The organism is Nocardioides sp., assembly GCF_025964975.1.
GTDB lineage: Bacteria > Actinomycetota > Actinomycetes > Propionibacteriales > Nocardioidaceae > Nocardioides.
In genome coordinates, this window is the sequence record NZ_JAOPXV010000117.1 from 1 (window position 1) to 26,788 (window position 26,788).

At 70.3% G+C, this 26,788-nt stretch carries 28 protein-coding genes and 1 tRNA gene; 6 read left to right on the top strand and 23 right to left on the bottom strand.

What is annotated here, in order from left to right; all coding sequences use genetic code 11:
- Positions 1-302: 302 nt before the first annotated feature.
- The 6 genes from JWN68_RS08435 to JWN68_RS08460 all read right to left on the bottom strand — a co-directional run bounded on the left by JWN68_RS08435 (position 303) and on the right by JWN68_RS08460 (position 5,719).
- Positions 303-376, bottom strand: a tRNA-Met gene (locus JWN68_RS08435).
- A 98-nt stretch (positions 377-474) separates the two neighbouring features.
- A complete protein-coding gene (locus JWN68_RS08440) occupies positions 475-3,378 on the bottom strand; it encodes a UPF0182 family protein (RefSeq protein WP_297737486.1) in 2,904 nt (967 codons plus the stop codon).
- Complete coding sequence (locus JWN68_RS08445) at positions 3,375-3,917, bottom strand: PPA1309 family protein (protein WP_297737488.1); 543 nt, start codon at positions 3,915-3,917, stop codon at positions 3,375-3,377. The genes JWN68_RS08440 and JWN68_RS08445 overlap by 4 nt, the downstream gene beginning before the upstream one ends.
- On the bottom strand, positions 3,914-4,963 hold the full coding sequence (locus JWN68_RS08450) for a PDZ domain-containing protein (protein ID WP_297737490.1): 1,050 nt from the start codon (positions 4,961-4,963) through the stop codon (positions 3,914-3,916). The genes JWN68_RS08445 and JWN68_RS08450 overlap by 4 nt, the downstream gene beginning before the upstream one ends.
- Positions 4,964-4,989: 26 nt before the next feature.
- Positions 4,990-5,274, bottom strand: a complete 285-nt coding sequence (locus JWN68_RS08455) for a hypothetical protein (RefSeq protein WP_297737493.1) — start codon at positions 5,272-5,274, stop codon at positions 4,990-4,992.
- Positions 5,275-5,278: 4 nt separating this feature from the next.
- Positions 5,279-5,719, bottom strand: coding sequence for a molybdenum cofactor biosynthesis protein MoaE (locus JWN68_RS08460; protein ID WP_297737496.1), 441 nt, complete (start codon positions 5,717-5,719; stop codon positions 5,279-5,281).
- A 48-nt stretch (positions 5,720-5,767) separates the two neighbouring features.
- On the opposite strand from JWN68_RS08460, the gene JWN68_RS08465 reads away from it, so the two are divergent.
- Positions 5,768-7,132, top strand: a complete 1,365-nt coding sequence (locus tag JWN68_RS08465; protein WP_297737499.1) for a zinc-dependent metalloprotease — start codon at positions 5,768-5,770, stop codon at positions 7,130-7,132.
- Entirely contained in the window at positions 7,129-7,689 is a 561-nt protein-coding gene (locus tag JWN68_RS08470) for an NUDIX domain-containing protein (protein ID WP_297737502.1), read from the top strand. Before JWN68_RS08465 ends, JWN68_RS08470 begins: the two co-directional genes overlap by 4 nt.
- On the opposite strand, the gene JWN68_RS08475 is transcribed toward JWN68_RS08470, so the two are convergent.
- From JWN68_RS08475 to JWN68_RS08485, 3 genes are all read right to left on the bottom strand, one after another.
- Positions 7,671-8,204, bottom strand: coding sequence for a M48 family metallopeptidase (locus tag JWN68_RS08475; protein WP_297737505.1), 534 nt, complete (start codon positions 8,202-8,204; stop codon positions 7,671-7,673). The genes JWN68_RS08470 and JWN68_RS08475 overlap by 19 nt on opposite strands.
- Positions 8,197-9,249 (bottom strand): PHP domain-containing protein, encoded by a 1,053-nt coding sequence (locus tag JWN68_RS08480; RefSeq protein WP_297737508.1) that lies wholly within the window; start codon positions 9,247-9,249, stop codon positions 8,197-8,199. The genes JWN68_RS08475 and JWN68_RS08480 overlap by 8 nt, the downstream gene beginning before the upstream one ends.
- A gap of 322 nt (positions 9,250-9,571) precedes the next feature.
- Positions 9,572-10,390: an enoyl-CoA hydratase/isomerase family protein gene (locus JWN68_RS08485; RefSeq protein ID WP_297737511.1), complete on the bottom strand. Its 819-nt coding sequence runs from the start codon at positions 10,388-10,390 to the stop codon at positions 9,572-9,574.
- Positions 10,391-10,538: 148 nt separating this feature from the next.
- Between JWN68_RS08485 and JWN68_RS08490 the strand changes: the two genes are divergently transcribed.
- Together JWN68_RS08490 and JWN68_RS08495 are read left to right on the top strand one after the other, a co-directional pair.
- Positions 10,539-10,697 carry a DUF5679 domain-containing protein gene (locus JWN68_RS08490; protein WP_091115022.1) on the top strand — a complete coding sequence of 53 codons (159 nt, stop codon included), beginning with the start codon at positions 10,539-10,541 and terminating at the stop codon, positions 10,695-10,697.
- Between the two features lie 117 nt (positions 10,698-10,814).
- Positions 10,815-11,333, top strand: coding sequence for a hypothetical protein (locus JWN68_RS08495; RefSeq protein WP_297737514.1), 519 nt, complete (start codon positions 10,815-10,817; stop codon positions 11,331-11,333).
- 24 nt (positions 11,334-11,357) lie between these two features.
- On the opposite strand, the gene JWN68_RS08500 is transcribed toward JWN68_RS08495, so the two are convergent.
- From JWN68_RS08500 to JWN68_RS08520, 5 genes are all read right to left on the bottom strand, one after another.
- Positions 11,358-11,516, bottom strand: a complete 159-nt coding sequence (locus tag JWN68_RS08500; protein ID WP_297737517.1) for a hypothetical protein — start codon at positions 11,514-11,516, stop codon at positions 11,358-11,360.
- Positions 11,517-11,617: 101 nt separating this feature from the next.
- Positions 11,618-11,824: a hypothetical protein gene (locus tag JWN68_RS08505; protein WP_297737520.1), complete on the bottom strand. Its 207-nt coding sequence runs from the start codon at positions 11,822-11,824 to the stop codon at positions 11,618-11,620.
- Positions 11,825-11,870: 46 nt separating this feature from the next.
- Entirely contained in the window at positions 11,871-12,200 is a 330-nt protein-coding gene (locus tag JWN68_RS08510) for a WhiB family transcriptional regulator (protein ID WP_297737523.1), read from the bottom strand.
- A 146-nt stretch (positions 12,201-12,346) separates the two neighbouring features.
- The gene (locus tag JWN68_RS08515; protein WP_297737527.1) at positions 12,347-12,556 is read right to left on the bottom strand and encodes a hypothetical protein; all 210 of its coding nucleotides are present in this window, start codon (positions 12,554-12,556) and stop codon (positions 12,347-12,349) included.
- Positions 12,557-12,678: 122 nt separating this feature from the next.
- Positions 12,679-14,730: an ATP-dependent DNA helicase UvrD2 gene (locus tag JWN68_RS08520; RefSeq protein ID WP_297737530.1), complete on the bottom strand. Its 2,052-nt coding sequence runs from the start codon at positions 14,728-14,730 to the stop codon at positions 12,679-12,681.
- Positions 14,731-14,802: 72 nt separating this feature from the next.
- On the opposite strand from JWN68_RS08520, the gene JWN68_RS08525 reads away from it, so the two are divergent.
- Positions 14,803-15,051, top strand: a complete 249-nt coding sequence (locus JWN68_RS08525; RefSeq protein ID WP_297737533.1) for a mycoredoxin — start codon at positions 14,803-14,805, stop codon at positions 15,049-15,051.
- A gap of 31 nt (positions 15,052-15,082) precedes the next feature.
- Here JWN68_RS08525 and nudC read toward each other — a convergent pair whose 3' ends face one another.
- Positions 15,083-16,006 (bottom strand): NAD(+) diphosphatase, encoded by a 924-nt coding sequence (nudC, locus tag JWN68_RS08530; protein ID WP_297737535.1) that lies wholly within the window; start codon positions 16,004-16,006, stop codon positions 15,083-15,085.
- Positions 16,007-16,062: 56 nt separating this feature from the next.
- Here nudC and deoD point away from each other — a divergent pair, with 56 nt between their 5' ends.
- Positions 16,063-16,773 carry a purine-nucleoside phosphorylase gene (deoD, locus tag JWN68_RS08535; RefSeq protein ID WP_297737538.1) on the top strand — a complete coding sequence of 237 codons (711 nt, stop codon included), beginning with the start codon at positions 16,063-16,065 and terminating at the stop codon, positions 16,771-16,773.
- Between the two features lie 49 nt (positions 16,774-16,822).
- Here the strand turns inward: deoD and JWN68_RS08540 are convergent, their stop codons facing one another.
- The 8 genes from JWN68_RS08540 to JWN68_RS08575 all read right to left on the bottom strand — a co-directional run bounded on the left by JWN68_RS08540 (position 16,823) and on the right by JWN68_RS08575 (position 26,786).
- Positions 16,823-20,020, bottom strand: a complete 3,198-nt coding sequence (locus tag JWN68_RS08540; RefSeq protein ID WP_297737541.1) for a UvrD-helicase domain-containing protein — start codon at positions 20,018-20,020, stop codon at positions 16,823-16,825.
- On the bottom strand, positions 20,017-23,253 hold the full coding sequence (locus tag JWN68_RS08545; RefSeq protein ID WP_297737543.1) for an ATP-dependent DNA helicase: 3,237 nt from the start codon (positions 23,251-23,253) through the stop codon (positions 20,017-20,019). Before JWN68_RS08545 ends, JWN68_RS08540 begins: the two co-directional genes overlap by 4 nt.
- A 43-nt stretch (positions 23,254-23,296) precedes the next feature.
- Positions 23,297-23,971, bottom strand: coding sequence for a lysophospholipid acyltransferase family protein (locus tag JWN68_RS08550; RefSeq protein WP_297737546.1), 675 nt, complete (start codon positions 23,969-23,971; stop codon positions 23,297-23,299).
- A 387-nt stretch (positions 23,972-24,358) separates the two neighbouring features.
- Positions 24,359-24,856 carry a hypothetical protein gene (locus JWN68_RS08555; RefSeq protein ID WP_297737549.1) on the bottom strand — a complete coding sequence of 166 codons (498 nt, stop codon included), beginning with the start codon at positions 24,854-24,856 and terminating at the stop codon, positions 24,359-24,361.
- Positions 24,853-25,200 (bottom strand): hypothetical protein, encoded by a 348-nt coding sequence (locus tag JWN68_RS08560; RefSeq protein WP_297737552.1) that lies wholly within the window; start codon positions 25,198-25,200, stop codon positions 24,853-24,855. The genes JWN68_RS08555 and JWN68_RS08560 overlap by 4 nt, the downstream gene beginning before the upstream one ends.
- Complete coding sequence (locus JWN68_RS08565; RefSeq protein ID WP_297737556.1) at positions 25,197-25,685, bottom strand: DUF58 domain-containing protein; 489 nt, start codon at positions 25,683-25,685, stop codon at positions 25,197-25,199. The genes JWN68_RS08560 and JWN68_RS08565 overlap by 4 nt, the downstream gene beginning before the upstream one ends.
- 37 nt (positions 25,686-25,722) lie before the next feature.
- Positions 25,723-26,544 (bottom strand): MoxR family ATPase, encoded by an 822-nt coding sequence (locus tag JWN68_RS08570; RefSeq protein WP_297737558.1) that lies wholly within the window; start codon positions 26,542-26,544, stop codon positions 25,723-25,725.
- Positions 26,490-26,786: an AAA family ATPase gene (locus JWN68_RS08575; protein WP_366519769.1), complete on the bottom strand. Its 297-nt coding sequence runs from the start codon at positions 26,784-26,786 to the stop codon at positions 26,490-26,492. The genes JWN68_RS08570 and JWN68_RS08575 overlap by 55 nt, the downstream gene beginning before the upstream one ends.
- Between the last annotated feature and the right edge of the window lie 2 nt (positions 26,787-26,788).

Sequence of the window (26,788 nt, forward strand, 5' to 3'; positions counted from 1 at the left end):
GATCGCGATCGTGACCTGGATCGAGAGGACCTATCACCGCCGCCGCAGACAAGACTCCCTGGGTCGATTGACCCCCGTTGAAGTTCGGGACGATCATGACCGCACCGGCCACTCAGGCCCCGTGACCCAACCTGTCACCTGATCGTGCAGCAGACCCGTACCTCCTGTGAGTGGTCTACGTACGGCTTCAGAGCCCTCAAGGAGTGAGCAAATCAGTCAGAACGTCAGTCAAAGTCCCTGACATGCAGAAAACCGCTTCCCTCGGGGAGAGGAAAACGGCTTCTGACCTGCGATTTCACTTGTAGCGGGGGCAGGATTTGAACCTGCGACCTCTGGGTTATGAGCCCAGCGAGCTACCGAACTGCTCCACCCCGCGCCGGTGATCAGAACCTTACGTGATCGGCGGGCGCGACCTCAAATCGAGGATGAATCTCGAAAGAAGGGCGCCGGCGCTGGACGTGCCCAACAGTGCGGTCAGTTGTCGCGCTCTTCGGCCAGCGCCACCGCTTCGTTGATTAGGTCCCGACCCTCCTCCATCAACCGGGCCCAGCCGACCGAGTTGCCGCGGCTCTGGGCTTGATCCGCAGCAGCGAACTTCTCCTCGGCCTCCAGGAGGAGCGCACGGATCTGGTCGTCGACCGAGCCCGACGGCTTCGGGTCGGGGTTCTCCGTGCCCGGGTCCGGATCGGGCTCGGGGTCCGGGTCCGGGTCCGGGTCGGTCGAGGAGCCACCCAGCAGCACGTCGGCGATCGCCTCGGTCAGCGTTCGGCCGATGCCGATCTTCTCGCCGTACGACACCAGCACGAAGCGCAGGATGGGAAAGCTGGTCTCGGTGTCGCTCGACCTCTGCGTGTAGACCGGCTGGACGTACATCAGCCCTTCGCCCACCGGCAGCGTGAGCAGGTTGCCGTAGATCGGCTCCACCCCACCTTGGGTGAAGCCGAGCAGCTCCTCGCGGACACCTTCGTCGGCCTGGAGCTCGTTGGCGATCTGGCTCGGGCCCGGGGCACCTGAGTTGGCCAGCTCGAGCACCCGGATCTTGCCGTAGTCGTCGCTCGTGGCGTCGCTGTTGACCGACACGAAGGACGCCAGGCTGCTCCTGCGCTTCTGGGGGACGTAGACCGACGTGAGCGCCCAGGTGTCGTCGACGAAGAGCCGGTAGGGAGGCTGCTTGGTGGCGTCGTTCTGCGGGTCGCTGGGGACCTCCCAGCGGTCGTCGCCGGCGTACCAGTCGCTCGGGTCGGTGAGGTGGTAGCGCGCGAACTGGTGGCGCTGCACCTTGAACAGGTCATCGGGATAGCGCAGGTGCTCCCGCAGCGAGTCGGGGATCGCCGACTTGGGCTGGACCACGCCGGGGAAGACCTCGCTCCACACCTTGAGGATCGGGTCCTCCTCGTCCCAGCCGTAGATGTTCACCGTGCAGTCGTAGGCGTCGACCGTCGCCTTGACCGCGTTGCGCATGTAGTTGATCTCGTCGGTGGGCAGGGTCTGGAAGCCCGGCGGGTCGGTGAGGGAGTCCTTCGTCATGTCGGTGAGGGACTCGCGTTGCGAGAGCGGGAACCTGTCGGTGACGGTGTAGCCGTCCAGGATCCACTGGATCCGACCGTCGATCACGGCCGGGTAGGGAGCCGAGTCCACGGTCAGCCACGGGGCGATCTTCTCCACCATCGCACGGGGTTCGCGGTCGTAGAGGATCTTGCTGTTGTCGTGCACCTGCTCCGAGAGCACCAGGTTGGGCTCACCGAACTTCACCGCGTAGAGCGTCTTCTCGAAGATGTTGTCGATCGGCACGCCGCCAGCGCCGGTGTAGGTCGTCCGCTGCTCTTCCTCCTCACCCTTCGACAGGTCGAGCTCGATCGGCGCCGCCCCCTCGCGGGCACCGACGATGGAGTAGACCGGGCTCTTCTCGCCGAAGTAGACCCGCGACTCGTAGCCGCCCTCGCTGAGGTCGGTCAGTGCTCTCTCGTTGTCCTCCGACCCCTCGGCCCACTGGATCGTGTCCGACTGCTCGTCGCCGGCGTCCTGGCGCTGGTTGGCGTACGCCGCGATGATCCCGTTGCCGTGGGTGTAGACCGTGTGCAGGTTGGACCAGTTCTTGTCGGCGTCGGCCACGCCGTCCTGGTCGAGCTCGCGCACACCCAGCACCATCGCTCGGTCCTGGCCGTCGATCTCGTAGCGGTCGACGTCCAGCACGTCGGCCACCGAGTAGTAGCCGCGCACCTGCTGCTGCTGCTCGAAGGTCTGGCTGACGATCTTCGGGTCGACCAGGGGCACGGTCGAGGTCGCAGCGTCCAGAGCGGCGAGGTCGCCGCCGTCGCTGTTCGGGTTGGACGAGTAGGGCTCGACCTCGACGTCGTCGAGGTTGTAGGCCGCACGCGTCGCCTCGATGTTCTCCTTGATGTAGGGCCGCTCCTTCTCGCGGACGTTGGGGTTGACCTCGAACTGCTGGACCACACCGGGCACGACCAGCCCCAGCAGCACGGCCGACAGGACGAGCAGCGCGATGCCCATCGAGGGAAGCAACCAGGTGCGGCGCCAGACGTTGAGGAAGAACAGGACGGCACAGATCAGTGCGATCCCGGTGAGGATCTCCTTGGCGGGCAGCACCGCCTTCTCGCCGGTGTAGGTCATCCCGTCGATCAGCGAACCAGAGCCGGTCACGAGATCGAAGCGGTCGAGCCAGTAGTCGGCCGCCTTGGCCAGCACGAAGACGCCGAGCAGCACGGACAGGTGGGCCTGCGCGGCAGGGCTGAGGCGATCGCGGGGCACGGAGAGCCGGATGCCGCCGTACAGGTAGTGCACGAGCGCGGCCGCCATCAGGCCGATGACTGCCGCGGCCATGACGAAGTCGGTGATGTAGTGCCACCACGGCAGCTCGAAGACGTAGAAGCTCACGTCGCGGTCGAAGTAGGGGTCCGTGAGGTTGAACGGGGACGAGTGCCGCCACAGGGAGTACTCCCGCCACTGACCAGAGGCGGACGCGCCGGCGAAGAATCCCATCAGGGCCGACAGCCCACCGAGCAGCCATCCGGTGACGGGAGCGACGGCGTCGCGGTAGCGGTTGAGGTTCGGGTCGCCGCCGTTGACCAGCAGCGGCCGGGCGCGGTAGGCGAGCGCCAGGTTGAGCGCCACGACCGCCGCCATCACACCGCCGAAGACGAGGAACAGGCCGATGCGCGTCCACAGGAGGGTGGTGAAGACACTGGAGTAGTCGACCGACTCGAACCACAGGCGCTCGGTCCAGAAGGAGGCGAAGGCGCTGAGGAACAGGAACAGGGCGACCAGCACCGTCGCAGTGATGACCAGCGTGCGTGAGCGGCCGGTCCGAGCCGGTGGCTCCTCCTGGCGGGCCGATTCGGCACCGAACATCGAGCTCATACCTCTACCTCCATCGTGCTTCGCAGCAGGGCGAGCAGGCCCGGCACGAGCTCGGTGCCATCCACGACCGACGAGTCGTCGTCGTGGGCTCTCAGACGCAGGGCACAGTATGTCGCCCCGGCGCGCGTCACGCCGGCGACGATGCGCACCTCTTGGCGAAGAGGGTGCTCGCGAGCGAACTCCTCGGCGGCAGCCGGGTCGTCGGGGATCTCGTCGTCGACCCCGGGCGGGAGCACCAGTCGTTCGACCACCGCTGCGCACCCGTTGACCTCCGGGGGCCAGGCGATCGACTCCAGGGTCACCTCGAGCGTCTGGTCGGGCAGCGCGTCCTGCTCCACCGGGGTGAAGGATCCGTCCGCCGCGGCGGAGTCGAGTCCCATCTGCGAGGCCAGCACGGGTTCCTGCTCGACGATCCGGGCGGTGTCGACGAGGGCGTACAGCCGTGACGGCTGGTCCCACCCGGCCTCCGCGACGTGCGCCTCGATCTCGAGGACCGCGGTCGCCAGGGCCGGGTCTTGCGGGAGGGAGATCTCGGTCATGGGTTGTCCTCACACGTTGGCAGGTCGGCGTCGCGGTCCTCGGTCCAGGCGGAGATCGCCTCGACGGCGTCGTGCATGGTCTCGACCCGCACCAGGCGCATGTCGCCGGTGTCGAGCTCGAGGGTGTCGGGGCAGTTGTCGGCAGCCACCATGAAAAGTGCGGCACTGGCGTCCCGCGCGCCGGCGATCTTCTGCTGGATGCCGCCGATGGCGCCGGTCTGTCCCTCGGCATCGATGGTGCCGCTCCCCGCCACCACCGCGCCCCCGGTGAGGGGGCCTGGGGTGAGGGTGTCGTAGATGGCCAGCGACAGCATGAGCCCGGCGCTGGGTCCACCGATGTTGTCCCCGATGTCGACGGAGACGTCGAACGGGAAGGTGAAGCCGGGCCCCAGCTGGATCCCGATGCGCCGGTCGCCGTCCACCACCTCAGGAGTCACCGCAACCGTGACCTCTCGGTCCTTGCGCCGGACGACGAAGGAGACGGGTTGGCCCGCCGGAGCGCTGTCGATGGCGTCGATGACGTCCTGGCTCGACCTGATCTCGTCGCCCTCGATGGACACCACGATGTCGCGCACCTCCAGCTTCCCGTGCGCGGGCCGGTCCTTGTCGACGTAGAGCACCTCGACCTCAGGCTCCACCTCGTAGCCCAGCTCGGTCAGCGCGGCCGCGACGGCCGAGTCCTGGGAAGACACCATCTGGACCGACGACTCCGCATCGCTCGACTCGTCGGTCTCGTCCGGCGCATAGACCGAGTCGTAGGGATAGACGGCTCTGGTCGGATCGATCCAGGCGCCCATCAGCTCGTCCAGGGTCACTTCATCCTGCGGCTGGGTGACGTAGATCGTCGTGAGCCGGAGCTCCCCGACGGTCGGATAGACCCTCTCACCCGAGACCTGGATGATCTCCTCGCCGTCTCGCGAGCCGAGGATGTCGACGCTCGGCCCGGGACTGTAGGTGACGTACGGCAGCGGCTGCGTGCCGACCACCACGAAGAGCCCGATCAGCAAGGGTATGGCCAGCAACGCCGCCATCGTCCGCTGACTCATGGCGTCAGCCTCTCAAACAGGTGCAACTAGGACGCGCGACGGGTCTCGGGGCCGGCACCGGAACCGGCACCTGAGCTGCCACCCCGGCCAGACCGCGTCGGGCGTACGGCGATCCCGGTGCTGCGGTCCGCCACGCGCGCCGGGCGAAGGGGCGGGACTCGCCGATGGTCCTTCTCGAGCGCCTTGGCCAGGCGCTGGACGGCGACATCGCGATCGACCTCGCCCCGACCCTCCCGCGCCAGCCAGCTGACCCACACCGCGGCGCCAGCGGTCGCCAGGGCGGCCGGCACGAGCCACAGCAGGATCTCCATGGGGTCAGGGTAGGCCGACCCACTCCTCGCCACCGTCCGCGAAACGCTGGTGCTTCCAGATGGGTACTTCCGCCTTGAGCGTGTCGATGAGGGCGCGGGACGCCTCGAAGGCCACATCACGGTGACTTGCGGTCGTCGCCACGATCACCGCGACATCGCCGATCTCCAGGTGCCCGACCCGGTGCACCGCGGCCAGCCCGTGCACGTCGTGCTCCCCGGCGATCCGGGCGCAGACGTCCGCCAACCGCTCGTAGGCGCTCGGGTGGGCGCTGTAGTCGAGGGACATCACCCCCTGCCCGCCGTCGTGGTCACGGACGCGGCCCACGAACAGCGTCAGCCCCCCTGCCGCCACGTCGTCGAGCGCGTCGATGACCTCGTTGAGGTCCAGGGCACTGTCGCGGATCGCGACGAGCCGGACGGCGCGGTGCTGGGGGGGCTGCGTCATGGGCAGAGTGTAGGTAACCGGCTGGGTGCCGGTGAGTAACGTGGAGCCATGAGCGACAACCTCGGAGACGCACCGGACGAGCAGAACCCGTTCAAGGGCACTCCCTTCGAGCAGATCTTCGGTGCGCTCGGCAGTGCCCTGGGCGGCGGTCCGGGAGGCGGCTTCGGCGGCACGGGTCAGGGCGCAGCCGGCATGCCCGACCTCGGGGGCCTGATGAGCCAGATGCAGGCCTTCATGCAGCCGCACGACGGCCCGGTCAACTGGGCGGTGGTCACGGACGTGGCTCGCAAGGCTGCAGCGCAGGCTCCGGACCCGACACCCACGCAGGCCCAGCGCGACGCGATTGCGGACGCCGTGCGCCTGGCCGACCACTGGCTCGACGCGACCACGGACTTCCCTTCGGGCGTCACCACGACTGCCGCGTGGAGCCGCGCCGAGTGGATCGTGGAGACGACCGACGTGTGGAAGCGGCTGGTCGAGCCCCTAGCCGGTTCGGCCGTCAGCGCTCTGAGCAACGCGCTGCCCGAGGACGCGCGGGCGATGGCGGGCCCGCTCATCGGCATGCTCGGCAAGATCACCGGCGCGATGGTCGCGACCCAGGTCGGCCAGGGCGTGGGGGCCCTGTCCGGTGAGGTGCTGGGAGCCTCCGACATCGGCCTCCCCCTCGGTCCGGACGGCAAGGCCGCGCTCCTGCCCGGCAACGTGGACGCCTTCGCCGGCGAGCTCGACGTCAGCGCTGACGACGTCCTCCTCTACCTCGCCCTCCGCGAAGCCGCGCACCAGCGCCTCTTCGCCAACGTGCCCTGGTTGCGCAAGCACCTGATCGGCGCCGTGGCCGACTACGGCCGCGGCATGGAGATCAACGTCTCCGGCATGGAGGACAAGCTCCGCGAGATCGACCCGATGAACCCGATGGCGATGCAGTCCGCCCTTGAGGGCGGACTCTTCGACCTCGCGAAGTCGCCGGCCCAGCAGGCCGCGCTCGAGCGGCTGGAGATCACCCTCGCCCTGGTCGAGGGCTGGGTCGACGAGATCGTCGGCCAGGCCACCCAGGAACGGATGCCGACCGCGAGCAAGCTGCAGGAGTCCGTACGCCGCCGCCGGGCAGCCGGTGGTCCGGCGGAGCAGACCTTCGCCTCCCTCGTCGGCCTCGAGCTCCGGCCCCGCCGACTTCGCGACGCCTCGACCCTGTGGGGGTCGCTGCGGAGCCGTCAGGGCACCGAGGGCCGAGACGGCGTGTGGATGCACCCCGACCTCCTGCCCACTGCTGCCGACCTTGACGACCCGCTCGGCTTCCGCGAGGACGCGACGGCTCCCCGGTCGCTGTCCGAGGAGGACTTCGACGCCGGGTTGCGCGAGCTCCTGGACGGTCCCGACCCCGACCAGTCCCGCGACCAGCCCACCCAGGAGTGAGCCGGCTGCACGCGGACGCCCTTGCGACCCTGCGGGGGTGGGCCCCACCGACGAACGACCAGGCGCTGCTGCGCGACCGCTACGTCGGGCTCTTGGAGGCGCGCGCGGATGCGATGACGCGTGACTGCCTGCCCGACCACCTCACTGCCTCGACCCTGGTCCTCGACGAGGACAGGCGCCGCGTGCTGCTGACCCATCACGCGAAGGCACGCCGCTGGTTCCAGTTCGGCGGGCACCCCGAGGCGGAGGACACCACCCTGGCGGGCGCGGCTCTCCGGGAAGCTGTGGAGGAGTCCGGACTCCAACCGTCCGACCTGTCGCTCGACCCCGTTCCCGTTGAGCTCGACGCCCATGCTGTGCCGTTCTGCGCTCCCGGCACGGCTGTCCACCACTTCGACGTGATGTTCGTGGCGACCGCCCGTGCCGGGGCTCGCCACGCGGTCAGCGAGGAGTCGCTGGACGTCGCGTGGTGGCCGATCGACGACCTGCCCAACCCCGACCTGGCGTCGCGCATCGCGCCGGCGCTCGCTCGCCTGGGTCACTCCCCCTCGTCGTAGCCCTCCGGGAGCTCCATCTTCGCGGCGGTCGACCAGCCGGCGAGGTAGCCCTTGGCGCGTTCTGCCTTGGGATAGCGATCGACCCAGGCCCAGAACTTCGCGTCGTGGCCCGGCTCGATGAGGTGCGCCAGCTCGTGGACCAGCACGTAGTCCACCACCCACGACGGCATCTGCTGCAGCCGCTCGGAGAGACGGACCGACCTGTCGCCGGGCGTGCACGACCCCCACCGGGACTTCTGGTTGGAGACCCACCGCACGCTCGACGGAGTCGCCAGCCCACCCAGCCAGGTGTCGTTGAGGACCGCTGCCCGTGCCAGCAGTTGCTCGTCGCTGGGCTTGCGGCTCTTCTCCTGTCGCTCGAGGCGCGCCACCATGTCGGTCACCCATCTCGCCTCGTCGCGCTTGCTCATCGAGGCGGGGATCAGCACGATGACGCGGTCGCCGTCGCGGTAGGCAGACACGGTGCGCCGGCGCCGCTTGGAGCGCCTGACCTCGACGATGGGCGCCTCAGTCACGATCAGCCCATTCGAGCAGCCGGTCCCTGGGCCAGGTGTTGATGATCCGGTCGGCGTCGATGCCGGCCTCCTCCGCACGTGCGCAGCCGTAGTCGAGCATGTCGAGCTGGCCCGGCGCGTGCGCATCGGAGTCGATCGAGAAGAGACAGCCGAGGTCGCGCGCGAGCTCGAGCAGGTCCGTCGGGGGGTCGCGGCGCTCGGGACGCGAGTTGATCTCGACGGCGGTGTCGTTGTCGCGGCAGGCCTCGAACACCGCTCGGGCGTCGAACTGGCTCTGCTTGCGGACCCCGCGGTTGCCGGTGACGAGCCGTCCGGTGCAGTGCCCGAGCACGTTGGTGAACGGGTTGCGCACGGCCGCGATCATGCGGCGCGTCATCGCGTCGGCCTCCATCGCCAGCTTGGAGTGGACGCTGGCCACCCGGACGTCGAGCTGAGCCAGCAGCTCGTCGGTCTGGTCCAGCGAGCCGTCGTCGAGGATGTCGACCTCGATCCCGCGCAGCAGCGTGAAGGTCTCCGTCGTCGCGTCCGGCGAGACCAGGTGGGCATTGATGGCCGCAACCACGTCGAGCTGCCGGGTCAACCTCTCGGCGCTGAGGCCGCGGGCGATCTTGAGCCGGGGCGAGTGGTCAGTGAGCACGAGGTATTCGTGGCCCAGCTCCATGGCTGTCATCGCCATCTCCTCGATGGGCGAGCCACCGTCGGACCAGTCCGAGTGGGAGTGGCAGTCGCCGCGGAGCTTGGCGCGCAGGCCCTGCCCTGCCGTGGCCAGGGGTCCGGCGTGCTCGGCCTCGAGCTTGGCCAGCCGCTCGGGGATGCGTCCGCGACAGGCGTCGACGATGACGGCAGCCGTGCTGGGGCCGATGCCGGGCAGCTCGGTCAGGGTGCCGGCCTCGGCACGCCGGCTCACCTCGTCGTCTGGCAGCGGTAGGATCACTGCTGCCGCAGTGCGGAAGGCCTGGACCCGTCGCGTGTCCTCCCGCGCCCGCTCGAGCAGGAACGCGATGCGGCGCAGCGCGGCCACCGGCCCTGCGGCGTACTCGCTCATCGCGTCTCCTCCCGAACATCGGTCAACGCCTCATTTTGCTCCACAGGGACTCGCACACATTGTGGCTGGTCACGGGGTTGCCCGGTGGTCCGCCCGGGCGTGTCCCACACAACCTCGTCCCCGTCGCTGGTCGGGTTCTCCCCCGCCGCAGGACATTCGTCCACAAGTTGTCCACAGGTTTGTGCACAGGCGTGGAGAGACCCCCATTGACCCCGCGATCAGCCATCTCGTAGGTTTGCGACAGATGATGCCCTCGGCCCGTCGGGCACGACCAGCGTGGGGAAGCGCTCGGTCGGACGCCAGCGGATCGAGGGCCTCGTCTTCATCTCCCCTGAAACGCCGGTGCCCGCTTCTCGCGACTGGCGCGGACGCCCTCCTGCAGGTCCGAGGTGGCCAGGGTCATCGGCTGCGCCAGCGACTCCCACTGCAGGGCGCTCTCGAAGTCGCCGTGGCCGCCGTCCGCGAGGGCGATCTTGGTGAGGCGGGTGGCGATCGGTGCCGTGGTGGCGATGTCGCGCGCGATGTCGAGCACCTCGTCGGCGAACGTCGAGCCTTCCATCACCCGCGAGACCAGGCCGATGCGCAGCGCCTCGTCGCTGTCGACCACGCGCCCGGTCAGCAGCAGGTCTCGTGCGTGCGCGGGCCCCACCACGTTGGGCAGCAGGTAGGTACCGGCCATCCCCGCGTGCATGCCGAGCCTGACGAAGGGGACACCGAGCTTGGCGCCCCGCGCGGCATAGCGGATGTCACAGGCGAGGGCAAGGCAGAGCCCGGCGCCGATCGCGTGGCCGTTGACGGCCGCGATGGTGGGCACCTCGAGCCTGCGGATCGAGAGCCAGGCCCGGTAGAAGGGCACCATCCGGGCGCGGAGGTGGTCGACGCTGGCGTCCGGCTCGCTCGAGATCCAGCTGGTGTCCCCTCCTGAGCAGAACGCCGAGCCTTCGCCGGTGACCACGACGACCCGCACCGAGCGATCACCCGCGAGGTCGTCGATGGCACGCACCCACGACGCGGTCATCTCCTCGCTCATGGCGTTGCGCATGTCGGGGTTGTCCAAGGTGAGACGGACGACCCCGTCAGCGGGGCGATCGAGGCGCAGGTGCGCGTATTCGGGTGTGGTCTCGCGGCGCTCTTCAGACATGGCCTCACCCTACTGATGAAGCGTGTTGCGCCGTGCGTGAGCGCTCGTGGCGTAGGGTCGCTGACGGACAGCGGTCAGCCGCGTGTCCCCGACGGGCTTCCCCATCCTCCCCGTCGTGACGAGGCGAGAACCAAGCAAGGAGGCCCCCATGGCGGAAACCTGGAGTGGCGAGTTCTACTGCGTCAAGTGCAAGGAGAAGCGCGAGGCGGAGGGCGAGGTCAAGGTCAACGACAAGGGCACCCGGATGGCGAAGGCCGTCTGCCCCGTCTGCAGCACCAACCTCAACCGCATCCTCGGCAAGGCGTGAGATTCGCCTACCCACGCTCAGCCGGCGACGTCACCCCAGCGGTGACGTCGCCGCTGGCATTTTCGGGCCTGTGGACGGCCGGATGCGAGCGGTCGCGCTCGCTGCTTGAGTGTCGGCATGGAACAGGTCCGGGCGCAGGTGCACGCGCCACCGGCGTACGCCGACCGCATCACCGAGCTCGTGACACTGGCCGGGCTCCGACCGAGCTCTTCGATCGACCTCGCGCTCCTCGTGACCGCCCAGGACGACCCGTCCGCCACTGATCGGTGGCTGGTCGACTCCGTGCCCCACCTGGTCATGCGCCTGGGTGCTGAGTCGATCCGGCTCGGTCCTTTCGTCCAGCCGGGCGTCACGGCGTGCCTGCGTTGCGTGCAGGTGGCGGGTCCGACAGCTGCGCCCGCTGGGCCTGCCCTGGCACCCGGGGAGCAGCCGGATGCGGCGCTGCTGATGGCGGGAGTCGGTTGGGCGGTGCGCGACCTGACGACGTGGCACTCCGGCGGGTTGCCCCTGACGTGGTCGTCCTCCATCACGTTGACCAGCCACCTGCAGCCCGACGTGGAGCGCTGGCTCCGGCACCCGCACTGCGGGTGCTCGTGGGGCCTGCCAGACCACCTGGCTGATCGCCGGGTCGGGTGACGCCCGCCGCTGAAAGATCAGCGGCTACCACCAGGCAGCGTCGAGCTTGCCCTCGATGGCCCGCAGGTGGGTGCGCGAACAGTCGTCGCAGTAGGTACGGCGCCGACCGTTCTCCACTGAGGTCGTCCACGACAATGTCTGGGCCTCCTCGGCCGTCTTGCCGCAGAAGTCACAGGTCCTCATGGCTGCACGCTACCGGCCGAAATCGCCAGAGCCGGCACGACAAGGTCAACCTTGTCGGGCCGGCTCTGCTTGCATCACCCGCGATCAGGGTGGGCTGGTCCTCAGATCGCGCGAGCGAGGGCGAGGCGTGCCTGCTGCGCGGCCAGTTCAGCCTTGCGGCTCAAGCGACGGGCCAGGGCCAGCTGGTGGCCACGCCGCAGCTGCTGCGCCTCTCCCAGGCGCGCGGACATCTGCGCCCGCGCCAGGTCTTCGTGCATCGTGTTCATGTCGTGTCCTTTGAAAGTACGGAAGTACGGGGTCTTGTTCATGGTGCTGAGGTGCTCCGTTGGTTCGTGAGAAGGAGTGCGGCCCGGATCAGGCCGCAGCGTCGTTCTTGCGGGGTCGACCGCGGGGACGCTTGCGCGGGATCACCACGCCCTGAAGGAAGAGCTCGCCGCCCCAGACGCCCCACGGCTCACGCCGTTCAAGGGCCCCGTCGAGGCACATCGCCTGGACAGGACACGCCTGGCACAGGGTCTTGGCGAACTCGACATCGGACGGGGACTCGGCAAACCACAGCTCCGACTCGTTGGTACGGCAGGGCAGCAGCTCGTCATCCACCTGGGCAGCCGCGTCGTGGAGGCCGCCCAGGTCCGCCTGGACGACATCACCGGCTCGGTTGCGGTCGAGAACACTGATGGTCATGTGTTTCACCTCCTTCTCGTTGACCTGATCGCTGGTGCAAAATTCGTGTGGATCGGCGTCCGCGAGCTCTTCGTCTCCGGGGAAACGAAAAGGCCACGGATCCCGGTGGGGATCCGCGGCCTGGAGGTGAGCCGTTCAGTTGATTGTCAACTGATCAGCGGACTCCAGACGGGAGATCCCGGGAAGACGCCCTTGATGCGAACTGCATCGAGGCGCAGGTCGCCCATAACGGCTCCGGCCACCGGCGCCGTGACGCCGCACGTGTGCGGCCGGGCGTAAGCGGAGGTGGAGGCGTCGATGGACAGGGCGGAGCTCGGCTTGGTTGCCGGCTGCTGCCATGTGGTGAAGATCTTCATTGCGGTCCACCTCCTCAGGTGATCGGGCGCTGATCGGTGTCAGGGATCGTGTGCGCGTGGCTTGTGGGAGTAAAAGTAGCGGCTGCCTCATGTCATGGGCAAACGATTTTATGGGTATTTCTTCACTTCTCTTCGGCAGCCAGCACGGCCAGCACGTCATCGCCGTACTTCGTCAGCTTGGAGGCACCGACGCCGCTGATCTTGAGGAGCCCGCGCTCGTCGCTGGGACGGTGTTCGGCGATGAGCTGGAGGGTCGCATCGGTGAAGACCACAAAGGCCGGCACGCTGTCGTTGGCGGCTCGAGCCAGGCGCCACTCGCGAAGGCGCTCGAAAAGTCCCTCGTCGTACGACGCCGGGCAGTCGCTGCACCGACCGATCTTCTTCTCCGAGGGAGACCCGAGAGCCCCACCGCACTCGCGGCAGTGTCGGGCCTTGCGGTTGCGAGCCGACGCCGGGGTCGCCGCCGCGGAGCGCTCGACCTCGGCCACCCCGTCCAGGAACCTCGAGGGCTTGCGGCTGCCGCGACCGCCTGGGTTGCGCGCCAGCGCCCAGGAGATCGCCAGAGTCCTGCTTGCCCGGGTCATGCCGACGTAGAGCAGGCGCCGCTCCTCCTCGATCTCGGCCGGAGTCTCGGCGTAGACGATCGGGAGCGTGCCGTCCTGCATCCCGCACAGGAAGACCGCGTCCCACTCCAGCCCCTTGGCGGTGTGCAGGGTGGCGAGCGTGACGCCGTCGGCGAGCGGTGCGTGCTGCTCGGAGGCGCGTCGGTCGAGGTCGTCGACCAAGGCACCGAGGTCGACGCCGGGGTGCTCGCGGACGAACTCGGCCGCCTGGTCGACGAGCGCCTGTAGTGACTCCCACCGGTTGCGCGTCTCCCCGCGCGTGCCCGGGGGCTCGCGGGTCCAACCCATCCCGGACAGCGTGGCCTCCACGAGGTCGCCCACGGAGCCCTCGCCCTGCCCGGAGCGGGCGGTGCCGCGCAACAGGGTCACCGCCTGGCGCACCTCGGGTCGGTCGAAGAACCGGGCGGCACCCCGCACGACGTAGGGGATCTTGCGTCGGCTCAGGGCGTCCTCGAAGGTCTCGGACTGGGCGTTGATCCGGAAGAGGATCGCGATCTCCCCGGCCGCGGTGCCGGCGGAGCGCAGCGCGGCGATCTTGTCGGCCGCCGCCGAGGCCTCGGCGACCTCGTCGGGATGGGCGCTGTAGGTCACCTCTGGGCCTGCCGGCTGCTGCGCGACGAGCTGGACGCCCTTGCTGGGACTTCCGGCGAGCATCTGGTTGGCCGCGCCGACGATCTGTGGCGTCGACCGGTAGTTCCGGACGAGCTCGACCGAGGTGGTGGCGGGGTATTTCTTGGGGAAGTCGCGCAGGTAGGAGGCATTGGCCCCGGCGAACGAGTAGATCGTCTGCGCGGGGTCGCCGACGACGCAGATCTCGTCGCGGCCGCCGAGCCAGAGGTCGAGCAGCGCCGACTGGAGGGGCGAGACGTCCTGGAACTCGTCGACGACCAGCCACTTGTACTGCCGTCTGACCTGTGCCGCCACGGCTTCCTCGTCCGCCAGCAGCCCGGCGGCGAACAGCAGGACGTCCTCCATGTCCATGCGGGTCTGGCCGCGCTTGATCTCCTCGTAGCCCTCGTAGATCCGAGCGACCGACTCGGCGTCCAGCTTGGCCACGGAGCGACCGCGCTGATCGGCCACCCGGGCATAGTCGTCGGGCGAGACGTTGCTGACCTTGGCCCACTCGACCTCGCTGGCGAGGTCGCGCAGCAGTGCCTGGTCGGTCTGGACGCGCTGACGCCGGGCGGCCCCTGCCAGCAGTCCGATCTTGGACTCGATCAGCTCGGGCAGCTCGTGCCCGTGCACCCGGGGCCAGAAGTAGCGCAGCTGTCGCAGCGCCGCGGAGTGGAAGGTCCGGGCCTGCACTCCCCCGGCGCCGAGGCCCCGGAGCCGTCCCCGCATCTCCCCGGCAGCCCGCGTCGTGAAGGTGACGGCAAGGACCTCGGTGGGCGCATAGACACCTGTCGCGACGCCGTAGGCGATCCGGTGCGTGATCGCCCGGGTCTTGCCGGTGCCGGCCCCGGCCAGCACGCGGACGGGCCCGCGGATGGCCTCCGCGACCTGGCGCTGGTCGGGGTCGAGGGCGGCCAGCAGCTCGTCGGGCGTGGGCATGGGTGCGGAACAACTCCGGAGGATGAGAGGTTGAGGCTGACGGACACCGAAACCCTAGACGGCAGGACCGACATGAGCTCCTTCACGATGTACAGCACTCCTTGGTGTGGCTACTGCCACCGGCTGCGGAGCCAGCTCGACCGCGAGGGCATCACCTACGACGTCATCGACATCGAGCAGCACCCCGAGGCCGCCGTGACCGTGCAGGAGGTCAACAACGGCAACCAGACCGTTCCGACGCTGGTCTACTCCGACGGCTCCGCCCAGACCAACCCCTCGCTCGCCCAGGTGAAGGCCAAACTCGCTTCCCTCCCCGGCTGAGCGACAGCACGACCAGCGCGCGCAACGTCGCTCACCAGCCGCCCTCGAGGGTCGCGCCCAGCCAGCTCCCGATCAGCGACGACGAGATCGAGATCCCCCGCGGAACGGCGATGCTGTTCTCGGTCTCCCCACGGAGGTCCGCCCTGCTGAACCACCTCGCTTCGGCGACCTCCGTGCCGTCGACCTCGATCTGCTCGGTGAGCGCTCGTGCGGTGAACCCGAGCATCAGGCTCGCCGGCAGCGGCCACGGCTGGTTGCCGAAGTAGGTCACGTCGCCGACGAGCACGCCCGTCTCCTCGAGCACCTCGCGGCGTACGGCGTCCTCGAGCGTCTCGCCGGGCTCACAGAAGCCCGCCAGCGTGGAGAAGCGTCCCTCCGGCCACGTCACCTGGCGACCCAGCAGGATCCGCTCGTCGTCGCTGCCCGGCTCGCCCATCGTGACCGCCATGATGACCGCAGGGTCGGTCCGCGGGAACTGAGGCTTGCCGCAGGCTGAGCAGTCCAGCTGGTGTCCTGCATGGCTCGCTTCCAGCGAACCACCGCAGCGCGGACAGAAGCGGGTCACCCAGTGCCACTCGGCCAGCCCGACCGCGTGGAAGAGCCACGGCACCTCCACTGCTACGGCCAGATCGCCGGTCACCAGCGCCGGGAAGAGCGCGCGCAGCGCTACCCACTCGTCGCGGTCACCCTCGACGTCACCGGGCTGAGCGATCACCGCGAAGCGGGTCACGCCCTCGGCATGGCCCAGCAGGACACGCCTCCCCTGTGGTGCTTCCGCGGGGCTGCCCCAGTGCACCGCACCGTCGACCGGACGCAACCGAGTCCCGGCCAGCACCAGGACCCGGGTCGCCTCGTCAGCCCACCGCTCGGCCAGCCAGTCCTCGTCGGTGCGCCGCATCCCTACGCGGTCGTGAGCGCCGTCGGACAGGGCCACGTGGGGAAGTTCGCGGTTCACGCGCACAGGCTACGGCCGCGCCTCCGTCGCCGTACGACCCCCTCTAGGCTCCCGTCGTGAGCACCCACATCGGCGCAGCGCCCGGAGACATCGCCCCCGTCGTCCTGATGCCGGGCGACCCCTTGCGCGCCAAGTGGATCGCCGAGACGTTCCTCGACGACGCGAAGTGCTACCACGAGGTCCGCGGGATGTACGGCTACACCGGGACCTGGCACGGCCAGCGCGTGTCCGTGCAGGGATCCGGCATGGGCCAGCCGTCCCTCGCGATCTATGTCAACGAGCTCTTCACCGATTACGACGTCCAGTCCGTCATTCGCGTCGGGTCCTGCGGGGCCCTGACCGAGAAGGTCGCCATCCGCGACGTCGTCCTGGCCAGCGGTGCCTGCACGGACTCCTCGATGAACCGGCTCCGCTTCGGCGGGCTCGACTACGCGCCGGTCGCCGACTTCGGGCTGCTGAGCCGGGCGTACGCCGCCGCGCAGGCGACCGACGGCGTCACGGCCCACGTCGGTCTCATCATGTCGAGCGACTCGTTCTACTCCCCTCGCCCCGAGCTGATGACGCCGATGACCGACCACGGGGTGCTCGCAGTGGAGATGGAGGCGAGTGCGTTGTACACGCTCGCTGCGGCGTACGACCGCAAGGCACTGGTCGTGTGCACGGTCAGCGACCACATCGTCACCGGCGAGCAGACGACGTCGGCCGAGCGCGAGCAGACCTTCGACGCGATGGTCCACATCGCGCTGACAGCAGCGCTCGGCGCCTGAGAGCAGTGCCGGCCCACCCGTACGCTCAGCCGGGCGGCACCGCCGGGGATCAGCCGACGACGATCTGTTCCAGCTGCTCGCGCCCCGGCAGGTGGTCAGGCGCCACGGTCCGGCCGGTGCGGACGTAGTGGAACACCGCGCGCACGGAGGAGAGGGGCACCTCGTTGATCTCGGCCCACGCGAGGCGGTAGATGGCGAGCTGCAGCGGGTCGGCGGTCTCGGCCCTGTTGGTCTTCCAGTCGACCACCAGGAAGGACCCGTCGTCCTCGCGGTAGACGGCGTCGATCCGGCCCCGGACCACCTGGCCGGCCAGCACGAGCGCGAACGGGGCCTCCACACGATGAGGGGCTCGGTCGGCGAAGGGACCGCGCTCGAAGCTGCGGATCACGTCGTGCAGCTCACCGGAGTCCTCGATGTCCGCGTCGGCTCGCCCCCAGAGCTCATCGGGCTCCAGCAGCGCCTGCTGGCCGAAGCGCGCCTCGACCCAGGCGTGGAAGTCGGTGCCGAAACGGGCCTGTGGCGACGGGGCGCGCGGCATGGGTCGGGCGAGCTCGCGGGCCAGGGCATCGGGATCGTCGTGCAGCTTCGCGAGCGCGGTCGCCGAGAGGCTCGACGGCATCGGCACCGCCACGTCCGTGGCGCGGGCGGCGCGCGCCTCGGCGACGAGCTGGGCGAGGTCGTCGTCCCAGGCCGCCACCCGAGCGGACTCGACCAGGTCGAGGTCGTCGTCGGGGACGGTGGGGTCGGCCGCGCGCACGAGCTCCGCGGCGGCGAGCCGTCGACGTGCCTCCTCCCCCGGGCCGGGCACCGGCCACGGCCTCGAGGGGTCGACGTCGTCGTTGGGGTTGGGCGCCTTGCCCGTCGGCCGGTCCAGCCAGGCACCGACCGGTGCGCCCCAGAGCTCGAGCTGTCCGCGCACCACGCGCTGGTAGGCGGACGGTCCGAACGGAGTCGCCCGCTGCGCCCAGAGGTAGGACGTGACGGCGAGGTGGTGGGCCGCCCGGGTGAAGGCGACGTAGCCGAGGCGGAGCTCCTCCTCCGCATCGTGCTCGCGGGTGGCGGCACGGTAGGCGTCGAGCGCGGCCTTGTCGTGACCGTGCAGCTGGGGCTGGTCTGCCCGGTCGCCGCGCAGGGGTGCAGGCAGCACCGCCGGCGACGACGTCCACAGGGTCCGTGACCGGTTGCTGGGGAACCGCGTCTCACCCACCCCGACACAGAAGACCGAGGACCACTCCAGGCCCTTGGCCCGGTGGACGGTCAGGAGCTTGACCGAGTCGGCAGCGGTCGGGGTGGCGACGTCCAGACCGTTGCCGTCGTCGTCCTCGGCCGTCAGGTAGGCCAGCAGGGCGGGGAGCGTCACGTCGCCGTCCACCGACTGGAACTCGGCCACGGCCTTGACGAAGAGATCGAGGTTGTCGCGTCGCGCCGCGGCGGACGCAGAGGTGGCGGAGGCCAGCTCGACGTCGACGCCCGTGGTGTCGATGACGCGGCGTACGACATCGAGGAGCGGGTCACCGACGTGGCTGCGCAGGCGCCGCAGCTCTCCGGCCAGGAGCCCGAAGCGCTCCCGCGCCTCCGGCGAGAACGGAGCCTCGCCCGGATCCTCGAGAGCGTCGCTGAGGGCGGGGAGCTCGGAGACGTCGATGCCGTCGGCGATGCGGAGGAGCTGCTGGCCGATCGACGCCGCCTCGCTGCGCTCGCGGCCACCGCCGATCTCGGCGGCGCGCTCGGCCAGGAGACGCAGGTCGCGCGGCCCGATCGCCCAGCGAGGCCCCGCCAGCAGTGTCAGCACCGCGGCATTGGCAGTGACGTCGTGCAGCAGGGAGAGCGTCGCCACCACCTCGGCGACCTCGGGCAGTCGGACCAGTCCCGACAGGCCCACGATCTCGACCGGCACGCCGGCCCCGGTCAGGGCGTCATAGACCTCGGCCGCGTGGGCGTTGTCCCGGCACAGCACCCCGACGTCCGCCCAGGGCGTGCCTGCGTCGTGAACCTCCGTCACCGAGCGGGTGAGCCAGCCGAGCTCGTCGACTGCGCGCTCGAAGACGTGCGTCTCCACGACGCCGTCAGGAGTCCCCTCTGGCGCCCGGAGCCGGGCGACCTTGTCGCCGTACGCCGCAAGGAGGGGCTCGGCCAAGCGGTTGGCCACGTCGAGGATGCGCCGGTCGGAGCGCCGGTTGACGGTGAGCGGGAGCCGGCCGGGCTCCCCGTCGGCCGCCGGGAAGGTCTCGGCGAAGTTGAGGATGTTGGAGACCGAAGCGCCCCGCCAGCCGTAGATCGCCTGGTTGGGGTCGCCGACCGCCATGACCGGGTGGCCGAGGCCGGTGTCCGGGGAGGGGCCCGAGAAGAGCCGGGCCAGCATGGTGGCCTGGGCGACGGAGGTGTCCTGGTATTCGTCGAGGAGGACGACCTTGAACCGGGCGCGCTCGGCTACTCCGACGTCGGGTTGCTCCGCGACGAGCCGCGCCGCCAGGGCGATCTGGTCGCCGAAATCCATGAGTCCCAGGTCTGCCTTGAGCCGGCGATAGCCGGCCACGAGCTCCAGGAGCTCGACTCGCCGGTCCAGCGCGTTGATGGCCTTGTCGATGGCTTCGAGGTAGGTCTTGCGGGCCTTGCCCTGGACCTCTTCCGCACGGGCGCCCTCGAAGCCCCGTCGGGCCTCGCCGTCCACCCGACGGACGTCGTCGGCCGTGACGAGGTGCTCACTCATCGCGCCGTCCAGGGCCAGGAGGTTCTGGATGACGGTCGCCGGATGGTCGGACAGCAGCTCGATGTGGCCGGTGAACCGGTCGATCACCCGCGCGCCGAGCTGGTAGCGGGAGGCGTCCGAGACCACGCGGGTGTCGGGCTCGTGCCCGATCCGCAGCCCGTGATCGGTCAGGAGGCTGCCGGCGTAGGCGTGGTAGGTGGCGACGGTGGGTTCGAGGACGTCTTCGCCCTCGGCGGCCGCCGAGCGCAGGCCGGCGTTGGTGAGGGCGAGCGCGACCCGGCTGCGCAGCTCGGCAGCGGCCTTGGTCGTGAAGGTGAGACCGAGGACCTCCTCGGGCCGCACCTTCCCGGTCGCGACGAGGTAGACGACGCGCTGGGCCATCAGGGTGGTCTTGCCGCTGCCGGCGCCCGCCACCACAACGGTCGGACGCAGCTCGGCGGTGATCGCCTCCCACTGCTCCGGACTCGGCGCGTGTCCCCCCATGAGTGCCTGGAGGTCGGCCGGGGTGTCGAGGCGGATCGGGGTCGAGGGGATCACTGGACGGTCACCGACCCTGCGCCCCGTGCCGGGCAGATCGGCACGAACGAGCAGTCGCGGCAGTGCGGTCCCGGGACCGCCGGGAAGGTCTCGTGCCTGATCAGCGTCGCGGCCTGCGCGAGCCCGGCTCGCAACAGCTCCCGCTCCGGCCCGCCGTCGACGTGCGCGTCCTGGACCTGCACCTTGGCGAGCTCCGTGTCGTCCTGGATGCCGAGCTGGACCAGCTCCGCACCACCGGACCTGGTGGGTCGGCCGACCAGCTCGTCGAGCGCCCCCGCGTCGACGGCGTACTGGTACAGCGCGAGCTGCAGGTTGGACTTGACGGCCGGAGCGGACGGGGCACTCCGGCTGGTCTTGAAGTCGACCACGACCACCTCGCCGTCCTGCGTCAGCTCCAGGCGGTCGGCCGTGCCGTTGAGGGTGATCTCCTGTCCCTGGACCTGCACCACCGTCTTGAAGCGGGTCTCCGCCGCGACGAACTCCCGTGGGTTGGACTCGTGCCAGGCGACGAAGCGTTCGATCGCCCTACGGATGCGGTCGTGCTCCCGCTTGCGGGACCAGGGCGTGCGGAACGCGAGCCTCCCCCACACTGCGTCCACCTCGCTCATGAGCACCTCGACGTCGGCGGCCAGCTCGGACGTGGCCACCCGCTCGGCGAGTGCGTGCACGATCTGACCGACGTTGACCGCTTGGTGCGCTGCGGTCAGTCCACCTGCCTCGCGCGCCAGGAACCACTGGGCGGGGCACGTCATCAGCGCGTCGAGCATGCTCGCGGAGACCGGGACCGGGCGTTCGGGGTCGCGCACCGGCCGGGGCGACCGTGTGGCCGCGCGGGTGCCCCACCAGGAGGACGGATCGGCCTGCGGCACCAGTGGGCGCCCGCCGACCTCCTCAGCCGCCAGAGCCGCCAGGCGTCGGGCTGCCGCGTGCCGGAGGGGCTGCGAGGTGTCCGGGTCGGCGACGGTACGCCGCAGGTCCGCCACCAGACCGCCGAGGGACAACGGGCGTGGCGGGCGTCCGTCGTGGTGGGCTGCGACGAGCTCCAGCTCTGCCAGGAACCTCGACGGTTGCTCGCCCTCGTCGTCGTCGGACCTCACTGCCGTGACGACCAGGCGTCTGCGGGCACGGGTGCACGCGACGTAGAACAGCCGGCGTTCCTCCATGAGCAGGGCGCGGGCGGTGACCGGTGGCACGAGGTCGGGCCCGCCCGAGCCGTCGAGGCCGATCCGATCAGCTCCCAGCAGGCTGGACCGGCGGCGCAGGTCCGGCCAGCCCTCCTGCTGCACGTGCGCCACGACCACGAGCTCCCACTCCAGCCCCTTGGAGCGGTGGGCGGTGAGCAGCCGGACGGCAGACCCCCGCACCCCCTTCTCGGCGAGGGTGTCGCCGGGAATCTGTTGGGCGACGAGGCTGGCGAAGAAGGCGCCGACACCGACGTGGTCGCGGTGCTCGACCGCGCGAGCCGTGACCTCGAACAGTGCGCAGATCGAGTCGAGGTCCTTGTGGGCCCGGCGTGCCGCTGCAGCGCCCTGGTCGACCTGACGGCGGAGGCGGTCGGGCCAGCTCGTGCCGGACCACAGGTGCCACAACACCTCCTCGACGCTGGCTCGCTCGTCGAGCAGGACGGATGCGGAGCGCAGGAGGGACGCCAGCGCGCCGCAGCGGTCAACCTCGGGTCCGTCCAGACCGGCGAGGAAGTCGTCGGCGACGACGGCGAGACGCAGCAGCTCCCGACTGGTGCGGGGTGCGTCGCTGGTCTTCTCCCGCATGCGTAGGCGGCGCACGAGGGCGCGGAGGTCACTGGCGTCGAGCCCGCCCAGCGGTGAGAGCAACAGCGACTCGATGCGCCCGGGGTCGAGGAAGTCGGCCGAGTCCGGGTCGTCGTTGTCGAGGTTGACCACGGCACGCAGGGCGTCGAGCAGCGGCACCACCGCAGGGTCGCGCACCAGCGGCACCTCGTCGCTGGCCACCTCGACCGGAACACCGGCGGCGGCGAGCGCCCGTCGCAGTGGGGGGATCGACGCCTGGCCAGAACGGACGAGCACCGCCATCTCCGACCACTCGATGCCGTCCTCGAGGTGGGCTCGCCGCAGGAGGTCGGCGAGGTGCTCGGACTCGGCGCGATCGGTGTCGAAGGTGTGGACCTCGACCCGGCCCTCCCCGTGCGCCCCGGGGACGGCTTGCGGGGACAGGAAAGCGTCTCGGGCCTCGGGACCGATGCTGCCCGTCAGCGGAAGCCGCGCGGCGATCCGGCCCGCTGCCAGCAGCATGCGCGGACCGAAGCGGCGGGTGCGTCGGAGCACGAGAACCGGGGCTCGCTGGCCCGAGGACGTGGGGAACTGGTCAGGGAAGTCGAGGATGCCCCGGACGTCGGCGCCCCGGAAGCCGTAGATCGACTGGTGCGGGTCGCCCACCACGGTGAGGTTGCGTCCGTCGCCCGCCAGTGCACGCAGCAGGGCGACCTGGCCGGGATCGGTGTCCTGGTATTCGTCGACGAAGACATGGGTGAACCTGGCTCGCAGCTCCTCGCGGTGCGCCTCGGCGGTGATCACCGCCCGACGGATGAGGTCGGCGTGGTCGGTGGCTCCCAGGTTGTCCAGGACCGTCAGGTATTGCTCCAGGAACAGACCGGCAGCGACGAACTCGGGCACCCCGTTGGCCGCGCCAAGCGCTGCGAGGCCGGCGGGGTCCAGACCCTTCTCGCGTGCCCGCGACAGGACGGCATGCACCTCGCGGGTGAAGCCGCGGGTGCCGAGGGCGCTGTTGAGCGCCTCGGGCCACGCGACCGACTCGGGGTTGTCCATCAGCAGCTCGCGCAGCACGACGTCGGCCTCGGGAGCTGACAGCAGCCGCAGCGGGGCGTCGTAGAGATCGAGGGGGCTGTAGGCGCGGATCAGTGAGTAGGCGAAGGAGTGGAAGGTCGAGCACGTCGCCGCTGACGTGGTGCGTCCCACGCGTGCGCTCACGCGGTCGCGCAGCTGCTGGGCGGCCTTGCGGGAGAAGGTGAGGGCCAGGACCTGGTCGGGGTGGACACCACGTCGCTCGATGAGCTCGGCGATGGCCTCGACCATGGTCGTGGTCTTCCCCGTGCCGGGACCGGCGAGCACCAGGAGCGGGCCGCCGGCGTGGTCGACGACCTCCTGCTGGTGCTCGTCGAGCGTCGGACGCGAGGGCGCCGTCGCCGTCGCCCGGACGAGGCGATAGCGCGTGGTGGGCGGGGAGGTCGCGGCCATGGCTGCACTCAAACAGACGACACCGACAGCGTGCGCCCGGCCCTCATCCGTCGGCCGGCCGCTCGTTGTAGACCCCGGCGACCTCCTGTCCGCTGAGCTCGGCGATCGCTGCCATGACCCGGTCGGTGAGCTCGCGACGGGCGCGGCCCGGCGGCACGCCGGTATAGCTCGTGGGCAGGATCGGCGGCCCGAAGGCCACGCTCAACAGGCTCACCGGCGAGAGCCGCGGCACGCGCGCTCCCACCGGCTGGAGGTCCTGGGTGCCCCGCAACCCGACCGGCACGATCGGGGTGCCGGCGCTGAGCGCGAGATGCGCCACCCCGGTGCGACCGCGGTAGAGGCGGCCGTCCTGCGACCTCGTGCCCTCGGGATAGATGCCGAAGGCCTCGCCTCGGCCGAGCACCTCCAGCGCCTTGTCGAGGCTGGCCAGTGCTGACGAGTTGTTGTCGCGGTCCACCGGCAGCATGCCGAGACCCTCGAACCACGCACGAACCAACGCGCCCTTGATCCCGGTCCCCTCGAAGTAGTCGGACTTCGCCAGGAACACCACCTTGCGCGGCACCACCACCGGGATCACGGTGCTGTCGATGAAGCTGAGGTGGTTGCTGGCCAGGATCACGGCGCCCGTGCGCGGGACGTGCTCGAGTCCGGTCACCTTCGGTCGCCACATGGCCTTGGCGACGGGCGGGACGACTCGGTGGACCGCGGCGAAGAACATATCGCACATCTTCCCTGAGGGCCGCGGCACATAGACGAAGGGCCCTTGCAAGTATGAGTTGCAAGGGCCCTTCTGGTGACCGGATCGTGGTGACGCCTCCAGTCGACAGCTCTTCGCCTTCGGATCCCAGCGGATTCGTCACCCAGCCGCTGCGACGGGTTGCCCCGTCGGATGGATCTTCACTTCCGAGCCGTCCCGCTCTCCCCGAGGGGAGTGCGTGGGAGTAGTTCTATGCCGTCGGCCGCGCGCCGCACAAGGGTTTGGCAGAACCATTTCCACCCGTTTCTGGTTGACCCGCGTGTCCTCCACAAAGCATGGATGTTCTCCACATCAGGACCCGCTCCTGTCCACAGATTTCCGTCGGGGCTGTGGAGAGACGGGGGCGGGTTAATCGCGGAATCGCAGGCCGATCGTCAGCGAGGCGACCACGAGGAGAGCGACCGCGACCGGCCACATCAGCGGCTGGTCCGGGACGCCGTCCAGGCTCGCGACAGCCAGATAGGCCACCGGGGCGGCGAGGAACGACAGCGCCCCCCGGCGCACCCGGATGCGGACCAGGCGTGGGTGGATCGCTGCGCGAGCGGGGGCGTACGCCGCAAGCAGCGCCCCCACGTGAGCGGTGTGCACGAGGCCGGCCGCCACCAGGACGCGCGGTTGGACCGGGTCCGGGACGACCAGGGCCCACCAGCCCATGACCAGCAGCAGCACCACCGGTCCAGCCGACAGCTCGGGCCAGGCCGCCCAGAGCAGCGAGAGAGCGAAAGCGAGCACCAGGACGGAAGCGTTCAGTCGCACGGGTGCCACCAGCACGGCCAGGACCGGCAGCAGGGCCACGAGGACTCGACAGCCCACCTGGCTGCGGCTCCAGGTCCGCCAACTGGTCATCGGCTCCGCACCCGCGGGAGCTGTTGGCGACGCTGGTGCTGGCGCAGCACCTCATCGACCGTGATAGCTCCCCGCCACGGCACGACGGGACACCCCAGGGCCGCCAGGCGATCAAGCAGCGTCGTCCGCTCCAGCATGCGCATCCGCCACGCCAGCCCGGCCGCCGAAGTGGACCCGCCGATCTCGTCCATGGCTCGCTCCCCCAGCGTGTCGATGACCACGACGGAGATGCCTCGGGCCGAGAGCAGCGCGGTTGCGGCGACGAGCGGAGCGTGCAGCATCGTGGACAGCACGTAGACGACGCAGTCCCCCATGACTCCCAGCTCGAGGCTGTCCGTCTTCATGGGGAGGTGTCCGGCAGCACGCGCGCCAGCGTGCCGGTGAGCCGGTGCAGGTGCCGAGGGCCACTGCCCAGGGGCACGCGCAGGTCGCTGGAACCCACCACACGCAGGCCGACGCGGTCGCCTCGTCGGATGTGGTGCTCACTCAGCGCCGACGCCGCCCGGACGGTCAGGTCGAGGCTGCTGGCACGGCCGTCCACCCCGCCCGAGACGCCGATGTGGCGCAGAGCGTCCACCACGACCAGGACCGACGCGTCCTGCTCGGCCCGCGTCGTCACGACCTGCAGCTCCCCGGTTCGCAGGGACACCGGCCAGCTGATCCGGCGCAGCCGATCCCCCGGCGCGAAGGGACGGATGCCGGAGAACTCGGTCCCGCTGCCCACCCGGCGTGAGCGGTGCGCACCGACCAGCCCGTCGGGTTGGGGTGCCTCGGCGGTCGAGTCGTAGACCGCCGCCTGGGGCCAGACGGTCAGCTGTTGGGCGGGCATCTCTCCGGACCCCAGCGGTAGCCGCACCAGGCGCTGGTCAGCGCCACCTGCTCGTCGCCGACGTTGCGTCGGCCCCACCGCCGCGGGGTGACCGCGATGACGCCGGCCTCCATGAGCCCCGACGGGTCCATCGGCACAGCGATCGCGCCGGAGGCGGGCGCGGCTGCGACGTACGGCGCCCGCTCCTGGACCCGCGTGACCGCTCGGCGGCGTCACCGTCGACGATCTCGAGCGTGGAGGTGGTGCCCTGCCCCTCGTGCGGGCGGGTGAGCCCGAGCCGAGGCACGACCCTGGGGTCGACGTCGGGCCTGCCCAGCAGCCCCATCAGGACGGGCAGGACGAACGAGGCCGCCAGCACCACGAGGACTGGCGAGCCGATCAGGGCTGCGCCGACGAGCCCACCGCCGCCGCCACGGTGGCCCGGCCGAGGGCGGGCGTGGGTGCCCACCCGGTCATGATCGCTCCAGCGCTCGGGCGCACGCACACCGCTCAGCACGGCCTTGACGACCACCGCACCGGAGGCGTGCGTCATCCACAGCTCGGGCTTCACGGTGATCCGGTGCGCCAGCACCGAGGGCGCCACTGCCTTGACGTCCTCGGGAATGACGTAGTCGCGGCCGCGGATGAGCGCCCACCCGCGAGCCGCGAGCACCAGACCGAGGCTGCCCCGGGGCGATGCCCCGATGAGTACGTCGGGGTGCGCACGCGTCGCCTCGACGAGGGCGACGCAGTAGCGACCGACACTGGCGTCGACCTGCACCCGCTCCACGGCGGCCTGCACGGCGCTCAGCCCCGCGGCGTCGGTCACCGCCTCGACGGTGATCTCCTCCTGCTGGCGAGCAATGCGACGAGCCAGCACGTCGTACTCCTCGTCCGCCGTCGGGTATCCGAAGGTGACGCGCAGCAGGAACCGGTCCAGCTGGGCCTCGGGCAGCGGGTAGGGGCCTTCGTACTCGCCGGGGTGGCGGTGGCCGGGACGTGGAAGGGCACCGGCAGCCGGTGCGTCTCCCCCTCCACCGTCACCTGGCCCTCCTGCATCGCCTCCAGCAGGGCGGCCTGGGTCTTGGGCGGCGTGCGGTTGATCTCGTCAGCCAGCAGCAGTC

Excerpts from the sequence above, each read along its gene's own strand:
- JWN68_RS08510 (WP_297737523.1), bottom strand. The coding sequence starts at position 12,200 with ATGACCATCAGTGTTCTCGACCGCAACCGAGCCGGTGATGTCGTCCAG.
- JWN68_RS08515 (WP_297737527.1), bottom strand. The coding sequence starts at position 12,556 with ATGAAGATCTTCACCACATGGCAGCAGCCGGCAACCAAGCCGAGCTCC.
- JWN68_RS08485 (WP_297737511.1), bottom strand. The coding sequence starts at position 10,390 with ATGTCTGAAGAGCGCCGCGAGACCACACCCGAATACGCGCACCTGCGC.
- JWN68_RS08565 (WP_297737556.1), bottom strand. The coding sequence starts at position 25,685 with ATGCCCGCCCAACAGCTGACCGTCTGGCCCCAGGCGGCGGTCTACGAC.
- JWN68_RS08455 (WP_297737493.1), bottom strand. The coding sequence starts at position 5,274 with ATGGAGATCCTGCTGTGGCTCGTGCCGGCCGCCCTGGCGACCGCTGGC.
- JWN68_RS08460 (WP_297737496.1), bottom strand. The coding sequence starts at position 5,719 with ATGACGCAGCCCCCCCAGCACCGCGCCGTCCGGCTCGTCGCGATCCGC.
- JWN68_RS08445 (WP_297737488.1), bottom strand. The coding sequence starts at position 3,917 with ATGACCGAGATCTCCCTCCCGCAAGACCCGGCCCTGGCGACCGCGGTC.
- JWN68_RS08495 (WP_297737514.1), top strand. The coding sequence starts at position 10,815 with ATGGAACAGGTCCGGGCGCAGGTGCACGCGCCACCGGCGTACGCCGAC.
- JWN68_RS08480 (WP_297737508.1), bottom strand. The coding sequence starts at position 9,249 with ATGAGCGAGTACGCCGCAGGGCCGGTGGCCGCGCTGCGCCGCATCGCG.
- JWN68_RS08465 (WP_297737499.1), top strand. The coding sequence starts at position 5,768 with ATGAGCGACAACCTCGGAGACGCACCGGACGAGCAGAACCCGTTCAAG.
- JWN68_RS08525 (WP_297737533.1), top strand. The coding sequence starts at position 14,803 with ATGAGCTCCTTCACGATGTACAGCACTCCTTGGTGTGGCTACTGCCAC.
- JWN68_RS08440 (WP_297737486.1), bottom strand. The coding sequence starts at position 3,378 with ATGAGCTCGATGTTCGGTGCCGAATCGGCCCGCCAGGAGGAGCCACCG.
- JWN68_RS08450 (WP_297737490.1), bottom strand. The coding sequence starts at position 4,963 with ATGAGTCAGCGGACGATGGCGGCGTTGCTGGCCATACCCTTGCTGATC.
- JWN68_RS08500 (WP_297737517.1), bottom strand. The coding sequence starts at position 11,516 with ATGAGGACCTGTGACTTCTGCGGCAAGACGGCCGAGGAGGCCCAGACA.
- JWN68_RS08555 (WP_297737549.1), bottom strand. The coding sequence starts at position 24,856 with ATGACCAGTTGGCGGACCTGGAGCCGCAGCCAGGTGGGCTGTCGAGTC.
- JWN68_RS08550 (WP_297737546.1), bottom strand. The coding sequence starts at position 23,971 with ATGTTCTTCGCCGCGGTCCACCGAGTCGTCCCGCCCGTCGCCAAGGCC.
- JWN68_RS08490 (WP_091115022.1), top strand. The coding sequence starts at position 10,539 with ATGGCGGAAACCTGGAGTGGCGAGTTCTACTGCGTCAAGTGCAAGGAG.
- JWN68_RS08545 (WP_297737543.1), bottom strand. The coding sequence starts at position 23,253 with ATGGCCGCGACCTCCCCGCCCACCACGCGCTATCGCCTCGTCCGGGCG.
- JWN68_RS08560 (WP_297737552.1), bottom strand. The coding sequence starts at position 25,200 with ATGAAGACGGACAGCCTCGAGCTGGGAGTCATGGGGGACTGCGTCGTC.
- JWN68_RS08520 (WP_297737530.1), bottom strand. The coding sequence starts at position 14,730 with ATGCCCACGCCCGACGAGCTGCTGGCCGCCCTCGACCCCGACCAGCGC.
- JWN68_RS08505 (WP_297737520.1), bottom strand. The coding sequence starts at position 11,824 with ATGAACAAGACCCCGTACTTCCGTACTTTCAAAGGACACGACATGAAC.